General features: G+C 44.2%; 19 protein-coding genes. 11 read left to right on the top strand and 8 right to left on the bottom strand.

Going from position 1 to position 15,291, the window contains the following annotated elements:
* Positions 1–36 precede the first annotated feature (36 nt).
* From aepX to MKY24_RS26285, 7 genes are all read left to right on the top strand, one after another.
* Positions 37–936, top strand: a complete 900-nt coding sequence (gene aepX / locus MKY24_RS26315) for a phosphoenolpyruvate mutase (RefSeq protein ID WP_023991021.1) — start codon at positions 37–39, stop codon at positions 934–936.
* Positions 936–2,096, top strand: a complete 1,161-nt coding sequence (gene aepY, locus MKY24_RS26310; RefSeq protein WP_028540900.1) for a phosphonopyruvate decarboxylase — start codon at positions 936–938, stop codon at positions 2,094–2,096. Before aepX ends, aepY begins: the two co-directional genes overlap by 1 nt.
* Positions 2,093–3,205, top strand: a complete 1,113-nt coding sequence (locus tag MKY24_RS26305; RefSeq protein ID WP_023991019.1) for a 2-aminoethylphosphonate aminotransferase — start codon at positions 2,093–2,095, stop codon at positions 3,203–3,205. Before aepY ends, MKY24_RS26305 begins: the two co-directional genes overlap by 4 nt.
* Before the next feature lie 16 nt (positions 3,206–3,221).
* Positions 3,222–3,962, top strand: a complete 741-nt coding sequence (locus MKY24_RS26300) for a YheC/YheD family protein (RefSeq protein WP_023991018.1) — start codon at positions 3,222–3,224, stop codon at positions 3,960–3,962.
* A 156-nt stretch (positions 3,963–4,118) separates the two neighbouring features.
* Positions 4,119–4,475: a nucleotide excision repair endonuclease gene (locus MKY24_RS26295; protein ID WP_023991017.1), complete on the top strand. Its 357-nt coding sequence runs from the start codon at positions 4,119–4,121 to the stop codon at positions 4,473–4,475.
* 109 nt (positions 4,476–4,584) lie between these two features.
* A complete protein-coding gene (locus MKY24_RS26290) occupies positions 4,585–5,529 on the top strand; it encodes a YafY family protein (RefSeq protein WP_339201168.1) in 945 nt (314 codons plus the stop codon).
* Between the two features lie 67 nt (positions 5,530–5,596).
* Positions 5,597–6,118, top strand: a complete 522-nt coding sequence (locus tag MKY24_RS26285; protein WP_023991015.1) for a DinB family protein — start codon at positions 5,597–5,599, stop codon at positions 6,116–6,118.
* Here the strand turns inward: MKY24_RS26285 and MKY24_RS26280 are convergent.
* The 4 genes from MKY24_RS26280 to MKY24_RS26265 form a co-directional block, all read right to left on the bottom strand.
* Positions 6,051–6,587 (bottom strand): Crp/Fnr family transcriptional regulator, encoded by a 537-nt coding sequence (locus tag MKY24_RS26280; protein ID WP_023991014.1) that lies wholly within the window; start codon positions 6,585–6,587, stop codon positions 6,051–6,053. The genes MKY24_RS26285 and MKY24_RS26280 overlap by 68 nt on opposite strands.
* Positions 6,588–6,623: 36 nt before the next feature.
* Positions 6,624–7,364: an SDR family oxidoreductase gene (locus MKY24_RS26275; RefSeq protein WP_339201167.1), complete on the bottom strand. Its 741-nt coding sequence runs from the start codon at positions 7,362–7,364 to the stop codon at positions 6,624–6,626.
* 31 nt (positions 7,365–7,395) lie between these two features.
* On the bottom strand, positions 7,396–7,974 hold the full coding sequence (locus MKY24_RS26270) for a TetR family transcriptional regulator (RefSeq protein ID WP_075154961.1): 579 nt from the start codon (positions 7,972–7,974) through the stop codon (positions 7,396–7,398).
* A gap of 132 nt (positions 7,975–8,106) precedes the next feature.
* Positions 8,107–8,652: a glutathione peroxidase gene (locus MKY24_RS26265; protein ID WP_028540895.1), complete on the bottom strand. Its 546-nt coding sequence runs from the start codon at positions 8,650–8,652 to the stop codon at positions 8,107–8,109.
* A gap of 281 nt (positions 8,653–8,933) precedes the next feature.
* Here MKY24_RS26265 and MKY24_RS26260 point away from each other — a divergent pair, with 281 nt between their 5' ends.
* Positions 8,934–9,662 carry a YheC/YheD family protein gene (locus tag MKY24_RS26260; RefSeq protein WP_023991010.1) on the top strand — a complete coding sequence of 243 codons (729 nt, stop codon included), beginning with the start codon at positions 8,934–8,936 and terminating at the stop codon, positions 9,660–9,662.
* A 113-nt stretch (positions 9,663–9,775) separates the two neighbouring features.
* Here MKY24_RS26260 and MKY24_RS26255 read toward each other — a convergent pair whose 3' ends face one another.
* Together MKY24_RS26255 and MKY24_RS26250 are read right to left on the bottom strand one after the other, a co-directional pair.
* Positions 9,776–10,486, bottom strand: a complete 711-nt coding sequence (locus tag MKY24_RS26255; RefSeq protein WP_023991009.1) for an SDR family oxidoreductase — start codon at positions 10,484–10,486, stop codon at positions 9,776–9,778.
* Positions 10,487–10,518: 32 nt separating this feature from the next.
* Positions 10,519–11,070 (bottom strand): NAD(P)H-dependent oxidoreductase, encoded by a 552-nt coding sequence (locus MKY24_RS26250; RefSeq protein ID WP_023991008.1) that lies wholly within the window; start codon positions 11,068–11,070, stop codon positions 10,519–10,521.
* Positions 11,071–11,230: 160 nt separating this feature from the next.
* On the opposite strand from MKY24_RS26250, the gene MKY24_RS26245 reads away from it, so the two are divergent.
* A complete protein-coding gene (locus tag MKY24_RS26245) occupies positions 11,231–11,581 on the top strand; it encodes a helix-turn-helix domain-containing protein (RefSeq protein ID WP_013312645.1) in 351 nt (116 codons plus the stop codon).
* 159 nt (positions 11,582–11,740) lie between these two features.
* Positions 11,741–12,229 carry a hypothetical protein gene (locus MKY24_RS26240; RefSeq protein WP_076292934.1) on the top strand — a complete coding sequence of 163 codons (489 nt, stop codon included), beginning with the start codon at positions 11,741–11,743 and terminating at the stop codon, positions 12,227–12,229.
* Positions 12,230–12,316: 87 nt separating this feature from the next.
* On the opposite strand, the gene MKY24_RS26235 is transcribed toward MKY24_RS26240, so the two are convergent.
* Complete coding sequence (locus MKY24_RS26235) at positions 12,317–13,057, bottom strand: SDR family NAD(P)-dependent oxidoreductase (RefSeq protein ID WP_339201166.1); 741 nt, start codon at positions 13,055–13,057, stop codon at positions 12,317–12,319.
* 157 nt (positions 13,058–13,214) lie between these two features.
* On the opposite strand from MKY24_RS26235, the gene MKY24_RS26230 reads away from it, so the two are divergent.
* The gene (locus MKY24_RS26230) at positions 13,215–14,120 is read left to right on the top strand and encodes a LysR family transcriptional regulator (RefSeq protein ID WP_339201165.1); all 906 of its coding nucleotides are present in this window, start codon (positions 13,215–13,217) and stop codon (positions 14,118–14,120) included.
* Positions 14,121–14,210: 90 nt separating this feature from the next.
* Here the strand turns inward: MKY24_RS26230 and MKY24_RS26225 are convergent, their stop codons facing one another.
* On the bottom strand, positions 14,211–15,080 hold the full coding sequence (locus tag MKY24_RS26225; RefSeq protein ID WP_076295188.1) for a GyrI-like domain-containing protein: 870 nt from the start codon (positions 15,078–15,080) through the stop codon (positions 14,211–14,213).
* Between the last annotated feature and the right edge of the window lie 211 nt (positions 15,081–15,291).

Genomic DNA, 15,291 nt, shown 5'->3' with positions numbered 1-15,291 from the left:
TGCACGTTATTTTTAGGGGAGAAGGAGAAAGTTTCAATGAAAAAAACAAAGCAACTTAGAGACTTGGTCAATTCACAAAAACCAGAGTTTATCATGGAGGCTCATAATGGTCTGTCAGCCAAAATTGTGGAGGAGGCAGGATTTAAAGGAATTTGGGCCAGCGGGTTATCCATCTCTGCAGCGATGGGAGTAAGGGACAACAATGAGGCCTCCTGGACGCAGGTTTTGGATGTTTTGGAATTCATGAGTGACGCTACCTCTATCCCGATTTTGTTGGACGGAGATACGGGGTACGGCAACTTCAACAATGCAAGGCGCTTGGTGAAGAAACTGGAGCAGCGCCATATTGCGGGGGTATGTATCGAAGATAAGCGGTTCCCCAAAACGAATTCTTTCATTAACGGTCAAGAGCAGACTTTGGCTGATATCGAAGAGTTTTCCGGGAAAATTAAAGCGATGAAAGATACGCAGACGGACACGGATTTTACGGTGGTGGCCAGAGTAGAGGCATTTATTACCGGGAGTGGGCTTAAAGTGGCGCTGCAGCGGGCGGAGGCATATCGAAAGGCAGGAGCCGATGCCGTATTTATACACAGCAAAAGATCGGATGCCGCAGAGATTGAAGCGTTCATGAAAGAATGGGCTGGAAGATTGCCAGTAGTGATCGTGCCTACCAAATACTATACGACTCCAACCATCAGGTTTCAGGAGATGGGGATTAGCCTTGTGATTTGGGCAAACCATAATTTGAGAGCATCCATTCAAGCCATGAAACAATTATCTGGCCGAATTTATCGGGATGAAAGCCTTGTTCATGTCGAAAAGGAAGTCGCAACCCTCGAAGAAGTATTCCGGCTTCAAGGGGTCGAAGAGCTGCAAGCTGCGGAAAAGAAATATCTTCCATCGTCAGAACCGGATTCGGGTGAGCGCGTATAATGGACACGAAATTGTTAGGAGAAGAGCTGAAAAAATTAGGATTTACCTTTTTCAGCGGTGTTCCATGCTCCTTCTTGAAAAGCTTGATCAATTATGCCATAAACGAATGCGATTATGTTGCAGCGGCTAACGAAGGGGATGCGGTCGCCATTGCATCCGGAGCTTATATAGGGGGGAAGAAATCGGTAGTCCTTATGCAAAATTCGGGGCTGACCAACGCTGTTTCGCCATTGACCTCCCTTACTTACCCTTTTCGTATTCCTCTGCTTGGATTTGTCAGTCTGCGCGGAGAACCGGGGATACCTGACGAGCCTCAGCATGAACTGATGGGCCAGATTACAACGCAAATGCTGGATTTGATGGATGTGGAATGGCAGTATCTCTCCAAGGATTTAGAGGAGGTAAAAAATCAATTGATCCAGGCTAATGAGCAAATTGCCCGGAATCGCCCGTTCTTTTTTGTCGTTAAAAAAGGCACGTTCGACAAAGAGCCATTGAAAAAACAGCAAACCTCCATCCATTTAAATCAGATCCGGCAGCATGGTCGTGCGAATCATCAAATGCCTACGCGCTATGATGCATTATGTGCGATTAACTCCATGAAAGACAGCCATACCGTCCAGCTCGCAACAACTGGTAAAACTGGGCGCGAACTATATGAAATTGAAGATGCAGATAACAACCTGTACATGGTAGGTTCTATGGGGTGCATCGGTTCTTTTGGACTGGGGTTAGCTCTGAGCCAACCAAGCAAAAATATTGTCGTGATTGACGGAGACGGATCTCTGCTGATGCGTATGGGGAGCCTGGCAACCAACGGGTACTACCATACGGCCAATATGATTCATATCATGCTAGATAATAATGCCCATGAATCAACAGGCGGGCAAAGTACGGTATCGCATAATATTGATTTTATAGATATTGCTGCTTCCTGTGGGTATACAAAGTCGATTCTTGTTCACAGTCTCGAGGAACTAAAAGTCTTTTTACAAGAATGGAAAATGAATAGAGAACTTACGTTTTTGTGTCTGAAAATATCCAAAGATTCTAAGGATCAGCTTGCTCGTCCGCATATGAAGCCTCACGAAGTAAAAGAACGTCTGCAGCGTTTTATTCATAACGATCCTTTGAAGGGCAAGGAAGTGGGCGGTTCATGAGTTCTGTCGTCAAGAAAAACATTTTGCTAACACCTGGGCCGGCAACGACTACAGAAAGTGTGAAATGTTCACAGGTGGTTCCGGATATTTGTCCTCGTGAAGCCGAGTTTGGCCAAATCATGGAGTACATTTCTACAGAACTGACCCGGTTGGTTGCTGACCCGGATGATTATGCGACCGTATTGTTTGGCGGATCAGGTACTGCAGCGGTGGAATCCATCATCAGTTCGGTCCCGAATCACGATGCAGTAATCATTGTCAGCAATGGGGCCTATGGAAAACGGATGTGCGAGATAGCGAAGGTTTATGGAGTGGATTATTTTGAGTTCAAAAGTTCTCCCGATGATGCTATTGATTTGGCCGAATTAGAAAGGTGTATCCAATCTTCCGAACGCACTGTCTCCCATCTGGCCGTCGTACATCATGAGACGACAACTGGCCTGCTTAACAAGGTGAAGGATATCGGAGAATTGTGCAAAAGCTATCAAATCGACATGATCGTGGATGCCATGAGCTCATTTGCGGCCGTTCCAATTCAATTGAAGGAAATGAACATTGCCTACCTGGCGGCAAGCTCCAACAAAAACTTACAGGGAATGGCCGGGGTTTCGTTTGTGATCGCCGAAAAAAGCAAATTGGAGAATTTGAAAGGCCAGAAACCAAGAAGCTATTATTTGAATTTGTATGCTCAATATAACTATTTTGTGGAACATGGGCAGATGCGGTTTACTCCCCCAGTCCAAACCTTATATGCGCTTAGACAAGCGATTGAGGAATTAAAGCAAGAAGGGGTGGATAAAAGGTACGAAAGGTACGCGACATCCTGGAAAACCTTAATTAACGGGTTAGCCCGGTTAGGCCTAACCTATATCATTCCCGAAGAGCATCATTCCAAGATCATTACTTCCATTCTTGAGCCTCATTGTGCAGGTTATGATTTTCAATCTATGCATGATTATTTTTATAGCAAAGGCATGATGATTTATCCCGGCAAGCTAGAGAAGCTAAATACGTTCCGGATTGCCAATATAGGTGATATTACGTATAAGGAAATGGAGTTATTTTTGGAATTGCTTGAAGGCTATCTCAGTAGCATAAAATGCGGATGAGAAAGGTGGAGTTCCCATGGCATCAGGAGCAAAAGATAAGTGGTACAAATATTTGTTATTGAGAAGGTATGCGTCTCTGAGGTCTTATGTCCCCGAGACGAGGCTCCTGGATAGGCATAATTTCTCGAAACTTCTCTCCAAGTACGTGCATGTTATTGTGAAACCGGTGTGGGGGAGTCGTGGACGGGGGATCTTCCAGGTCTCCTGGTTAGGAAACCATAAGTACATCGTACATTACGAGAATAAAAGAGTTTTAGTAAGGGGTAGAACCAATACGTATCATTATATTAGAAGAAAAATCGGGAACGCCAGTTATATGGTTCAACGCAGAATTACCCGTCCGACCATCAACAAACGCCCTTTTGATATGAGAGTCATCATTCAACGGAGAACCGGCTCACCTGTATGGGTAGTCACAGGGAAGGTTATCAAAGTTGCAGGCAAAGGTTATATTGTTTCCAACAATACACGGAGTAAGGGAACTTTACTCAGTTTTAAATCCGGCATAAAACAATCTTCTGTTCGGCACCTGTCTGCCAGTGCCCTAGAGTCCCATATTAATCGTGTTTCCATCCGTTCCGCGAAGAGATTAAGTAATTTTTTTCCGGGACATCGTATGTATGGACTGGACATTGGAATAGACCGGAAAGGACGTATCGGGATTATTGAGGCTAATCTTTATCCGGCAAGGTCCCATTTCCGTAAGTTGAAGGATAAAACGATGTATTACCGCATTACGGATTACAAAAATGGATAACATAAATGAAAAGGTGGCTCTGTATTCATCAGAGTCATCTTTTTCTCATACAGTTTCTAAGTCGGGAGTTTTAGTCATGGGACAAGGATTATTAAATGGTGTTACCACGGGATTTGTGATAATATTTACACCTATATAGAATGAGGAAGTGACATAGTGATTAATATAACAATTCCAACTCCGGATATCACAATTACCAAACAGGTTAACCCTGAGCTCAGCCATATTTACGGATTTACCGACTTTCACCTGATCCCTAGAGATAAGGCTGGTATCTTTATGTTCTACAACACACAGGAGGAATTGCTGTTCGTTGGTAAAGCAAGAAAGCTGAGACAAAGAATCAAAAAGCATTTTGAAGATACCGTATCGCCGATCAAGGACAAGCGGAACGAAGTAGCGATTATTGAGGTTTGTATTGTGGAAGATGCTGTAGAGCGAGAAATCTATGAAACCTACATCATCAATTCACAAAAGGCTAAATATAACGTCGAAAAAGTGTTTTTTAAATAATGAAGTAACTTCCGTATGAAAAAAAGAGCAATAAGTCGCAGTGACTGTACTGCCCTTATTGCTTTTTTGTATTTCTGCATTTTAGATCCTTCCAGAGAGGGGCCGTGGTATGAACAAAACAGATCGTTTGCTAGCGATCTTGCTAGAGTTGCAGCGTAAGGATATTTTACGAGCCGAGGATTTGGCAGCCATATTCGAAACGAGTGTGAGGACCATCTATCGGGATATTCAGGCTCTATGTGAATCGGGTGTACCGATTGTAGGAGCACCGGGCATTGGATATTCCTTGATGGAGGGGTACTTCCTGCCCCCCCTGAGCTTTACCGCAGAAGAGGCTGTGGCGTTGCTAATCGGAACGGATTTTGTCGAACAAAAATTTGATACAGATTACGGTATCAAGGCGCAAACCTCCCGCAGGAAGATTGAAGCCATATTACCGGAGAGCGTTCGCAGGGAAGTTTCCCGGGTGCGTACGACCATCAGATTGCTCGCGGTGGGTGAAGGGGCAAACCATAGCGAGAAAACCTGTTTGGAAACGCTGCGTCTCGCTGTATTGGAAAAACGGAAAGTACAGTTTGGCTACTCCAAAAGAATGCCAGAGGCTGACGGGAATCGTCAAAGTGTGCGCGTGGTCGCTCCTTATGGTCTTGTACTGCTCCGTGGTTCTTGGGTGTTAATTGGGCAATGCGAATTGCGGCAGCAGCTTCGCCATTTCCGTCTGTCGCGTATGGACAAGCTTATCGTGCTGGAGGACAGGTTTGAGTTGCCTGTCGATTTTCATTTGCAGGATTACAAGCAAACCGATGACCGTCATGTAACTGTTCGCATATTAGCACGTTCAGATATCGCAGATAAGGTGAAGGAAGCGAACAACTTTTATATGGAGGCCATAGAGGAGCGTGCAGATGGACTGCATGTACTCTTCCGCGTCAGACAGCCAGAGGAACTACTGCAATGGATACTTGGATGGGGCGCGGATATGGTTGTGCTGGAGCCTGAGTCGCTCAGGGAGCGGATACGTGTGGAAGTGGAAAAAATGTTGAAATGCTACTGACATAATGCTGTCAGTAGCATTTTTGTATAGTAAAGCTACTTTGATAGAGAGGGGCAATTATTAATATATGAATACAACTGAAACATTGCAGCGTTTCGAAGAAACGGCACAACACTATCTTCTTGAATTGGACAGCTTTAGCTTGGAGGAACTGCAATACACACCTCAGGAGGGTCAATGGTCGCTTGGACAAATGTATCTTCATTTGGTGAACTCTGCACTGTATATGCATCTTAAGAACATTGATCTTTGTCTACAGCCTAATGGGGAGACAGGAGTTAAAACGGAGGCAGGCACGGCCATTTTTAATCTGGGGAGCTTTCCGCCAATGCGTATCCAAGTTCCACCATCCCCGCAGTACACTCCCCAACAACCCACTAGCAAAGAAGAAATTGTGGAGGGATTAAACGTCGTGATCCGCAAGATGAGAGAGATTGAGCCGACCGTTGGGAAATCAACAACGCTGTTCACCGTCTCTCATCCCAGTTTTGGTGCGTTGAATGCTGGAGAGTGGTTTGAGCTCATTGAGATGCATTATCGTCATCATCTTTTGCAGAAGGAGCGCTTGAAGCACGCAATAGCCGATTAATCGTCTCCCGACGCAGCCCAATAAACTGGCCGATTTCCTCCTGCGTCAGCACGTCCGTTAACGTGGCGGGCGCGATGTAGGAGTGGAACCAGCGTTGGAGCTTCCGAAGCTTCTCGGCAGGTGACACCTCGGTGAGTTGGTCAATTCGTTGCTGCATCATGCGCAACTTGTCCTGTAGCTGCAAAGCGATAGCCCGACATTGAGCCGGATCTTGCTCCAGCGCCTGATACCATTCTTTTTGCGACAAAACCTCAACCTCAGAGGTTACTAACGCCACCGCTGTACCATAATAAGGATTGGGGCTGATCAGGGAGTGGTGCGGGATGATTTCATCGGGCACAATCACATTAACTAAAATTTGCGAGCCGTCTTCATGGACTCGGACAATTTTTAACAAGCCGCTCTTTAAGTGATATAAAGGGCCGGATTCTCCTTGTCGAAATAAGGTCTCGCCTTTGTTTAATATCATGAACGTAAACAGCCTCCATTCCATGTATTCCAGCTTTTAGATGAACCCGCCATTGACGCGGATCGTTTGCCCGGTAACCCACTGTGATTTGACGCTGACCAGAAACTCAATCACATCAGCGATATCTTCCGGTTCGCCGAGCCGCCCCATAGCATTCATTTTTTTCATGCCTTCGATTTGCTGCTCGGTTTTTCCTGCTTGGAAAAGCTCGGTGTTCACAGGACCGGGAGCCACAGCGTTGATCGTAATTTGCTTGCTTCCGAACTCCTTGGCGAGCTGACGGGTAAATTGCTCCACTGCACCCTTGGTACCTGCATATACGCTATAGGCCGGGAACATTTGTCCGATCACGGATGTAGACAGGTTCACGATTCTTCCGTAGTTCTCCATATATTTCATGGCTTGCTGACATGCAAAGAAAGTGCCCTTTACATTGAGTGCGAATTGTTTGTCAAAATCAGCTTCGGTCACCTCAGCCAGAGGTTGGGTGATCATCAGCCCAGCGTTGTTAACCAGAATATCCACTTTACCGAATTCAGCAATCGTATTTGTAAATAATGCTTCAATATCACTCATTTTGCCCAGATCAGCGTGAAGTGCAATGGCTTTGCCGCCTTTTTGAAGAATGCTCTTCACGACTTCTTGGGCTTTGTCCGGACTGCTGGCATAATTGATGACTACATTAGCGCCCAGATCAGCAAGTTGCTCGGCAATGGCACGTCCAATCCCTCTGGAGGACCCGGTGATAATTGCTGTTTTTCCGTCCAAATGCTTCATATGTGTTTTGTCCTTCTTTCCTTTATCTATTTTAAGTGATTCCTTTTTCTAAAAGCATCCACACATCCGAAAACTCCTGATTAATCACGGGACTCTTCCATTCGTAAGCATGAGCGGGATGATGAAAACGGGCTGTGGCATAGAAAAGGGTACGCGCCAGTTGGGCTGGCTGATCCGATGTGATGTCCCCGCGTGCAATGATATCAGCGAGCTGATCCACAATGTGGGCGATATGCAGGTCGATTAAATCAGCGGCTTGCTCGGTGACCCTCGTATACATCTCAAACATTTCCTCGTCGTCGCGGGCATAATACTGCTTAAGTTCGACTAAGGTCTGTATATATCGTTTTAAATGTGGCGTTCCCAGTATAGATGAATTCTGACAGACCTCCGTTAACGGGCCAATAATCTTTTCATTCAGCCATTTTTCGGTCACGCCTTCAAGAAGCTCGGCCTTACTTTTAAAGTGTCGGTAAATGGTGCCATGACTTACTCCCAGTACTTTGGCAACATCGGTCACGGAAGTTTTGGCTACACCAAAACGTCTAAGGGTGTCTTCTGTAGCGATAAGAATCTGTTCCTTGGTTAGCACATCTGAGGATTTTTCCATAGGGACACGGTCAAGTGCCGTGTGAGTCACCTCCTTGAAGTCAGGATAACACAAAGAGTATCAAATGACAAATATTCATTTTTGTCATTTGATACTATTTTTTTAAAGAATCCAAAGAAGTGAACGGAAAAATTACAATAGCGATTCGATGACAGGATCAATGGCACAGGGCTCGGTTGTTACTTCAAACCTTCCTTTTACATGGCCATCGCGATCGACCAAGAATTTAGAAAAGTTCCACTTGATACCGTCGCCAGCGTATATTTCTGGATACTTATCCCGCAGGAAATCCTCCATCCATTGACCGTCTTTGGTCTGGGTATCGAAGCCTTGAAACGGTGCCTGTTGGGTCAGATATTGAAATAAAGGATGAGGAGATAAGCCTCTTACATCCGTCTTCTCAAATAGCGGGAAGGTTACTCCATGGTTCATTTGACAGATTCCCTGAACCTCCGAATGGCTACCCGGCTCTTTTTCATTGAATTGGTTACAAGGAAACGCAAGGATTTCAAAACCTTGTTCCCTCCGTCTTTCGTAGAGCCTCTGCAGATCAGCGAATTGACTGGAGAAGCTACACTTGCTGGCTGTGTTTACAATGAGGAGAACCTTTCCTCTGTAGTCTGAGAATTCAATCGGTTTCCCGTTAATTGAGGTTGCCTGAAAATCATAAATAGACATATTAACGTTCCTCCTCACGTTATTTTTTAATACATCATATATCCAGAATTATTATTGGTCTAATATATTATTGGAATCAACTTTATAGGTATTTGCAATAACTTCGTCATGCAAAGAACACATTGTTCATTTCTCTCTTGAAATCAAAGAAGACTCGCCTTAAAGAAAGTAGGAGATTTGCCTCTTTCATAGCAAACTGTGGCATTCGCCGTTACCAAGATAGAATATAGTTGCATATTCATGTAATGTGTGCAAAAACCCAACAGAATCGAGGGATATTCGTGCCCATTGGAAAGATGATTCAATACAAGGAAATGCGACAACATCCCATTTTACGTTCTCACTTGCCCGAAACCCGCTGGATCAGTAATGCAAGGACTTTACGGATGCTGGATACCTATCGCACAGTCTTCATCAAGCCTAATTATGGGAGTGGAGGAACTGGCATCATACGTGCGAAAAAGCTGGGGAGGAAATATGAGATTCGTTGTGGCTCCAGTCGCAGAGTCGTTAGATCCCACGCCGTAAGAAGAGCAGTTAGAACCTATCGGAGACCTCATCGCCGTTATTTGGTACAGCAAGGACTTAAGTTAGCCAAGTACAAAGGTTCCATTTTTGATGCCAGAGTGTATATGCAGAAGCCGGAATCGGAATGGGTCATTTCAGGAATAACCGGCCGTGTCGCTGCACCTCGAAAAGTCGTTACCAACTATCGGAAGGGAGGACATGCGGCGCCGTTGTCCAAAGTGCTTTTAAGGGTCTTTAAAAATGACAGAACAAAAATGAAAGAGATTCTGGACCAGATCACTGAGCTTTCTAGAATCATTGCCGACACGATAGATACAAATCATCCGGTTCGCGAGCTGGGCATCGATCTTGCTATTGAAAAGAGCGGTCAAATCTGGATTATCGAGGCCAATCCGCATCCCGGACATATGTTGTTCAGGCAGCTCCCCAATCACAAGATGATTCGCAACATTTTGAGAAACAAACGTCGTATTCATCACTAGGATAAAGTTTGTGAAATCATTCATTGATAAGAAAAGAGGAGAACGCCCAAGCAAAGATGCGGGAGCGTTCTTCGTTTTTTTGTTAAATGACTGACGGATTTAAGACGAAGCTTTTATGTTAAAATGTGTCCGCCATCCACATGAAGGACTGTTCCGGTCACAAACTGATTTTGAATCAAATAAATTACACCTCGTGCAACATCCTCGGCAAGTCCAACTCGCTTCACAGGAAGCTTATGCGCGATCGTATCATAGAATTGATTGCGCGTATTTTCAGGCATTTTGCTGCGTGAAGGTGTATCAATAATGCCGGGTGAGACGACATTCACGCGGATGGGAGCAAGCTCTAACGCCAAGGTTTGACCAAGATTCGAAACCGCTGCATTCACAGCACCGAGCGCAGAGGAGCCAATCATCGGCTTGTATGCCACCACTCCTGAAAATAAGGTAATGGAACCCTCGGTTGAAAGTTGGGAAGCTCCGTATTTAGCTGCATAATACTGGCCCCAAAATTTGTTTTCGAATAGCTTGCGGGCTTGATCCGTCTCCAACTGAAGGAATGACCCACCTGAGGTTTCTGCCGCGCTAACGATAAGATGATCATAGGGGCCGACTTTTCCGAAGAAGGATTTTACCTGCTGCTCATCTGACGTGTCCAGCACATGTATTGCAGCACGAGGGCCCAGCATTTCTTTGGCCTTGTGCAATTTATCCTCCGAGCGGCTGGCGATTACCACTTCCGCTCCAAGCGAAATGACTTGCTTAGCTGTTTCTAAACCAATACCTGAGCTTCCACCAATAATGACAATCTTTTGGTTTTGCAAATGGATTCCCTCCTAGTGTTCCTCTGGATTTGTTAATCATGTAATACGGCTTGTAGATGTATATCAAGATCAGTAATAAATTTAGGTATATTTGGATTTTTAATAACATCGTAGCACGCAAAGCTTTTCAAAGGCTCCATGCCGAGAAATGTATGTGCAGAATGCAAATGCCTGAGTGCGGCTTCTAGACTAGCGCCATTAAAAAATTGATTTGGATCATTAAAAGCTTTTTCTGGAGCGTTCCAAGTCGTGGAGAACATATATTTCTTGTCGGTTAATAAACCTCCGCTACCATATTTATGAGCACCCGTGAAGAATACACCGTAAGCATAGACTTCATCCATATAAGTCTTTAATAATCCAGGAACGCTGAACCAATAGATAGGGGTTTGGTAAATGACTACATCCGCCCATAAAAATTTTTCTTGTTCTTCGCTGAGGGTATAGCCATTTTGAACAGACGTTGTTTTGATTTTGTTCTCTTCACTTAAGAGACGCACCATATTGTCCATCAATGTTCGGTTCAATTTCCCTTCAGACGAATCATATTTTTGATGACCGTTAATGATTAGTATATTTTTCATCTCTTCACCTCCTCGTATTAGAGAAAACATGACTTGCTACACCGATATTGTATATGTAGTAAGTTTATTTAGGGAAGTAGTGATATTTAATTCATATAGTTTCCTAAATGGAACTATTGTGATACCATTGGGTTTAACAGATATTTTTGGAGGAGTTCCTATGCACGCCCAAGAACCTATTGAATTGACCAAAGGAATACCAGGCAAGCCGTGTCCTATTGCCCAAACACTTGATTTGATCGGAACGAAATGGACTTTTTTAATCATTCGTGACCTTCTTATCGAAGGAACACTGAGATTCAGCCAACTTCAAAAATCCATGAAGGGGATTAGCCCCAAAACGCTTTCTCTACGCCTGAAGGAACTTGAAGATAACGGCCTGTTAGAAAGAAAGGTATATGCCGAGGTTCCCCCGCGTGTTGAATATTCGTTAACGGAAAAAGGAAAGCGACTGGAAGGTGTTTTTATTGAGCTGAAGAGATTTGGCTTAGATTTAAAAGCAGATCATTGAGGGACATGACGCAGTATTCCAAGGTATCGTTGAGATGAACGATGCCTATTTCTTATATACAAAAAAGAAGCGCTTACTATAAAGTTCACAGAAAGTTCACTTATGTGGAGGTTTTGACTATTTATATAATTACCAAGGTACACAGAAGGGATGATGGAATTGCCAACAACGAAGAAAGAAGATTTTTATTTTGGTTTAATGATGTGCTTGGGGATGGTCGTATTCATGACATTTTATAATCTATATACAAATGACTTGATTGGCACAATATCTCTAAAAGTAATGTTTCTGCAATTTATTTTATGTTTTATCATTGCTTTCGTATTGGAATTATTTATTGTCGGCCCACTAGCAAAGAAAATAGCCTTCTCATTACCATACGACAAATCTAAAAAGGTATTTGTGATTCTGTCCCTCTCATGCTGTATGGTCATTGGAATGGTTCTCTGTATGTCACTTTATGGATTGGGGACGGCTTACTTTTTTAATGGTCTTTCGGGAGAGTCATTATTTAAAAATTACTTGTCTTTAGTTTTTAAGAATTTTATTTTTGCTTTCCCTCTGCAGCTCTTAATTGTGGGGCCGCTTGTTCGGTACTTATTTGTTAAATTCGTGAAAGGTACACGAATTGCGGTATCTCTAAGCTAAAACGTAGTCAACGACGGTATACGATAGCTCAAAAGCCGCCTTCTGTCTGAGAAGGCGGCTTGTTTTTACGCAGAAATCCCAGTATTTTTACAGCGTTTGTCCGCTGTCCACCGTAATAGTCTGGCCTGTCATGGCTTCCTGTTCCAAAGCAGAGCAGATCATGCTAGCAATATCCTCGGGCGTGGAAATGTGCTGTAGGAGCAAATGAGGAAACAGTTGCTTCATTTGTTCTTCCCTGCCTGCCCACCATCTTGTCGCTACGGCTCCCGGCACGATGCAATTGACGCGAATATCCGGTGCCAGTGCTCGTGCTAAAGATTTGGTCAGCCCGTGGACGGCCGCTTTGGATACCGCATAGGGAAGCGAGGAACCTAGCCCTGTTTGCCCTGCTATACTTCCCAGATTGACGATAGCTCCTTGTTTACTACGCTTCATAAAAGGAGCTACGGCTCTGGCGCAGTAAAACATGCCTTTTACATTTACATCAAATAGATCATCCCATACCTCTTCCGTGGCTGCCTCCAGATCATCCATAGGAATGTGATGTGTAATGCTAGCGTTATTCACGAGTATATCAATCGTACCGAATTGATGGACAATCTGATCAACCATAGTTCGAACTTCCTGATCTCGGGAAACATCTGCCTGTAATGCGATAGCACGTCCGCCCTTTTCAAGGATCATACGTACAGTTTCCTCAGCATCGTTTTTAGAGCGGGAATAGTTTACGACTACCGTAGCTTTTCGATCTGCCAAGGCCATACATACGGCTCTCCCAATTCCTGTACCTCCACCTGTAACCAGTGCTACTTTTTGATGTAAATCCATATATATTCGCTCCTTCCCATCCAGTTCATTTTGCGTCTGAAAAATAATATGATCTGATATGTATCATTGTAGAAGATGTATTGTCTTCTGTATAATTGAATTAACTGAATTTACAATTCAATAAAATTGAATTAATTGTACATATAGGAGTTTGAGAATGGACATTAAAACACTCAAAACATTTCAAATGATTGTGAATTACGGGAGTTTTATTCGTGCAGCGGAAGAGTTGAATTATGCACAATCTACCGTGACGATGCAAATACAGAAGCTGGAGTCCGATATGGGAATTCAACTGATCGAACGGGGCAAGAAAATAAAGTTAACTGAAGCGGGCAGGATGTTTTACGAGCAAAGTCTACATATTGTAAAGGATATGGAGCAATTGCAGGAAAATATGGACAATCTGCAAAGAGGAACCGCAGGCGACCTTCGTATAGGAGTGACCGAACCGACTGCCAGTTACCGACTACCAGAAATTTTAAAACGATTCTTAACCCATTATCCGAACATTCGGGTTTCTGTTGAGTTTGGGAATACCCCTACTCTAAGCGAGCGTGTTCTCAAGGGGAATATTGATTTAGCGCTGTGCTCCGCACCGGATTTGGGCACAGAGCTATATTTTGAACCTTTATTTAGGGAGAGATTTGTAGTATTGATGCCTGAAAATCACCCGCTTGCGCAAAAAGAAAAGATTGGGCCGGAGGATTTACAGGGGCAGCGGTTGCTTATTACGTCGGCCACCTGTCCATATCGTCGCAAACTTGAAATGGTCATGAAGGAATATGGAATAACCATATTAAACACGATGGAAATTGGCAGCATGACGGCTCTGAAATTTTATGTGGAGAGCGATTTAGGTATTGCACTTGTGCCACAAATTCTGGTCAGTTCTGTCCCAGCAGGAACAGCGGTGAGGGAATTAAGCGGCAGCCTGATCGATATGACCTTCGGCCTTCTTTGCAAAGCAACAGACTATCCGCTAAAGCCGGCAGGTTCAAGCCTATACTCTGTGTTGAAGCAGGAGCTTGGGGAGTTGCCTGGGAGCATTAAGCTAGAGTAGCGAGTATGCAGGGAATTGTGTTTTCTGTCACCTTCTGATGTAAATACAGTACGGTATAAAACCGACTGCAATAGGCAGTCGGTTCGTTGTTTACTTTTTCTTAATCGGAATCCAAACTTCACTTCGGTAGTCTTCAGCATGTGAATCGCCCATAGTATACACTTCCAGTTCCGGGCCGCCTGAATGCTCATAATTACTGGCAGGGAACCATTCCTGAAAAATTCTTTGCCATACCTTTTGGATCGAGTGAGGCATAGGGCCGATGGATGTAAATACTGCCCAGGTTGAAGCCGGAATGGTTCTGGATTCCAGCCCATTCGCGGTCGCTACGTCTTCGCTGCCTTCTGCGGCAATCAGGTACGTGAATTTCTCTTCTCCATGTTTGAAATCCAAACAAATACCGAGGATGTCGTCGCCTGTTCCCAAGGCATGAATCTGATCCGATGTACCATCCGCATTCAGTTCATTCCAGAATTTTGGGATTTCTCGAAGATTATCGCCGTTCTTAGTGGTGACTTGAATGGACTTGCCAATGACCGTAAAGGCCGCCTTCTCTATAATTTTGTAATCCATTTCCTGATCTCCCTTCAACGATAGATGGAAGGTGATACGTGGAAAGGCTTTCAGGTTTACCCCAGGGCTTCTGGCCTCAGAGGGCGAAATACCGTGTACCCTTCGGAACGCTTTAGAAAAAGATTCGGGGGAATCATATCCGTATTTGAACGCTACATTCAGCACCTTGGCGGAAGAAAGACTCAATTCCTGAGCAGCCAAGGTCAATCGACGTTTGCGCACATATTCTGCAACCGTAACGCCGGTTAGCATATGAAACATACGCTGAAAATGGAAAGGAGACGAGTAAGCTGCCTTTGCAATTTCATCGATATCGAGTGGCTGCTGCATTCTCTCTTCCATCAGATCCAGTGCGTTCTTGATCCGAAGCAACCATTCCAACCGCATCACCTTCCTTAGTTGTAATCATATCATTAGGAGTATCTGTAATCCTGTCTTTGCGTGCTCTTGTTGAACAGGTTCTGTCGCCTAGTTTAATGTGGCTTGTACTTTGTTTCAAGATATAATTTCACGCTAAAATTTTGGAGAAACCATGTGCCTGCCCCCTTGTGTTCATAATTAAAATTTGGGACAATGGAAGAGGCGTTTAAATAGCGCA

Source organism: Paenibacillus sp. FSL P2-0322, assembly GCF_037975315.1.
In the GTDB taxonomy this organism is placed as follows: domain Bacteria; phylum Bacillota; class Bacilli; order Paenibacillales; family Paenibacillaceae; genus Paenibacillus; species Paenibacillus polymyxa_B.
This window is presented reverse-complemented; position numbering and strand designations above follow the sequence as displayed.

What these genes read in the sequence shown, in the direction of transcription:
- MKY24_RS26305 (WP_023991019.1), top strand. Translation starts at nt 2,093, where the DNA reads ATGAGTTCTGTCGTCAAGAAAAACATTTTGCTAACACCTGGGCCGGCA.
- MKY24_RS26235 (WP_339201166.1), bottom strand. Translation starts at nt 13,057, where the DNA reads ATGGATTTACATCAAAAAGTAGCACTGGTTACAGGTGGAGGTACAGGA.
- MKY24_RS26265 (WP_028540895.1), bottom strand. Translation starts at nt 8,652, where the DNA reads ATGTCTATTTATGATTTTCAGGCAACCTCAATTAACGGGAAACCGATT.
- MKY24_RS26275 (WP_339201167.1), bottom strand. Translation starts at nt 7,364, where the DNA reads ATGAAGCATTTGGACGGAAAAACAGCAATTATCACCGGGTCCTCCAGA.
- MKY24_RS26245 (WP_013312645.1), top strand. Translation starts at nt 11,231, where the DNA reads ATGCACGCCCAAGAACCTATTGAATTGACCAAAGGAATACCAGGCAAG.
- aepY (WP_028540900.1), top strand. Translation starts at nt 936, where the DNA reads ATGGACACGAAATTGTTAGGAGAAGAGCTGAAAAAATTAGGATTTACC.
- aepX (WP_023991021.1), top strand. Translation starts at nt 37, where the DNA reads ATGAAAAAAACAAAGCAACTTAGAGACTTGGTCAATTCACAAAAACCA.
- MKY24_RS26290 (WP_339201168.1), top strand. Translation starts at nt 4,585, where the DNA reads ATGAACAAAACAGATCGTTTGCTAGCGATCTTGCTAGAGTTGCAGCGT.
- MKY24_RS26285 (WP_023991015.1), top strand. Translation starts at nt 5,597, where the DNA reads ATGAATACAACTGAAACATTGCAGCGTTTCGAAGAAACGGCACAACAC.
- MKY24_RS26270 (WP_075154961.1), bottom strand. Translation starts at nt 7,974, where the DNA reads ATGGAAAAATCCTCAGATGTGCTAACCAAGGAACAGATTCTTATCGCT.
- MKY24_RS26230 (WP_339201165.1), top strand. Translation starts at nt 13,215, where the DNA reads ATGGACATTAAAACACTCAAAACATTTCAAATGATTGTGAATTACGGG.
- MKY24_RS26225 (WP_076295188.1), bottom strand. Translation starts at nt 15,080, where the DNA reads ATGCGGTTGGAATGGTTGCTTCGGATCAAGAACGCACTGGATCTGATG.
- MKY24_RS26300 (WP_023991018.1), top strand. Translation starts at nt 3,222, where the DNA reads ATGGCATCAGGAGCAAAAGATAAGTGGTACAAATATTTGTTATTGAGA.
- MKY24_RS26280 (WP_023991014.1), bottom strand. Translation starts at nt 6,587, where the DNA reads ATGATATTAAACAAAGGCGAGACCTTATTTCGACAAGGAGAATCCGGC.
- MKY24_RS26250 (WP_023991008.1), bottom strand. Translation starts at nt 11,070, where the DNA reads ATGAAAAATATACTAATCATTAACGGTCATCAAAAATATGATTCGTCT.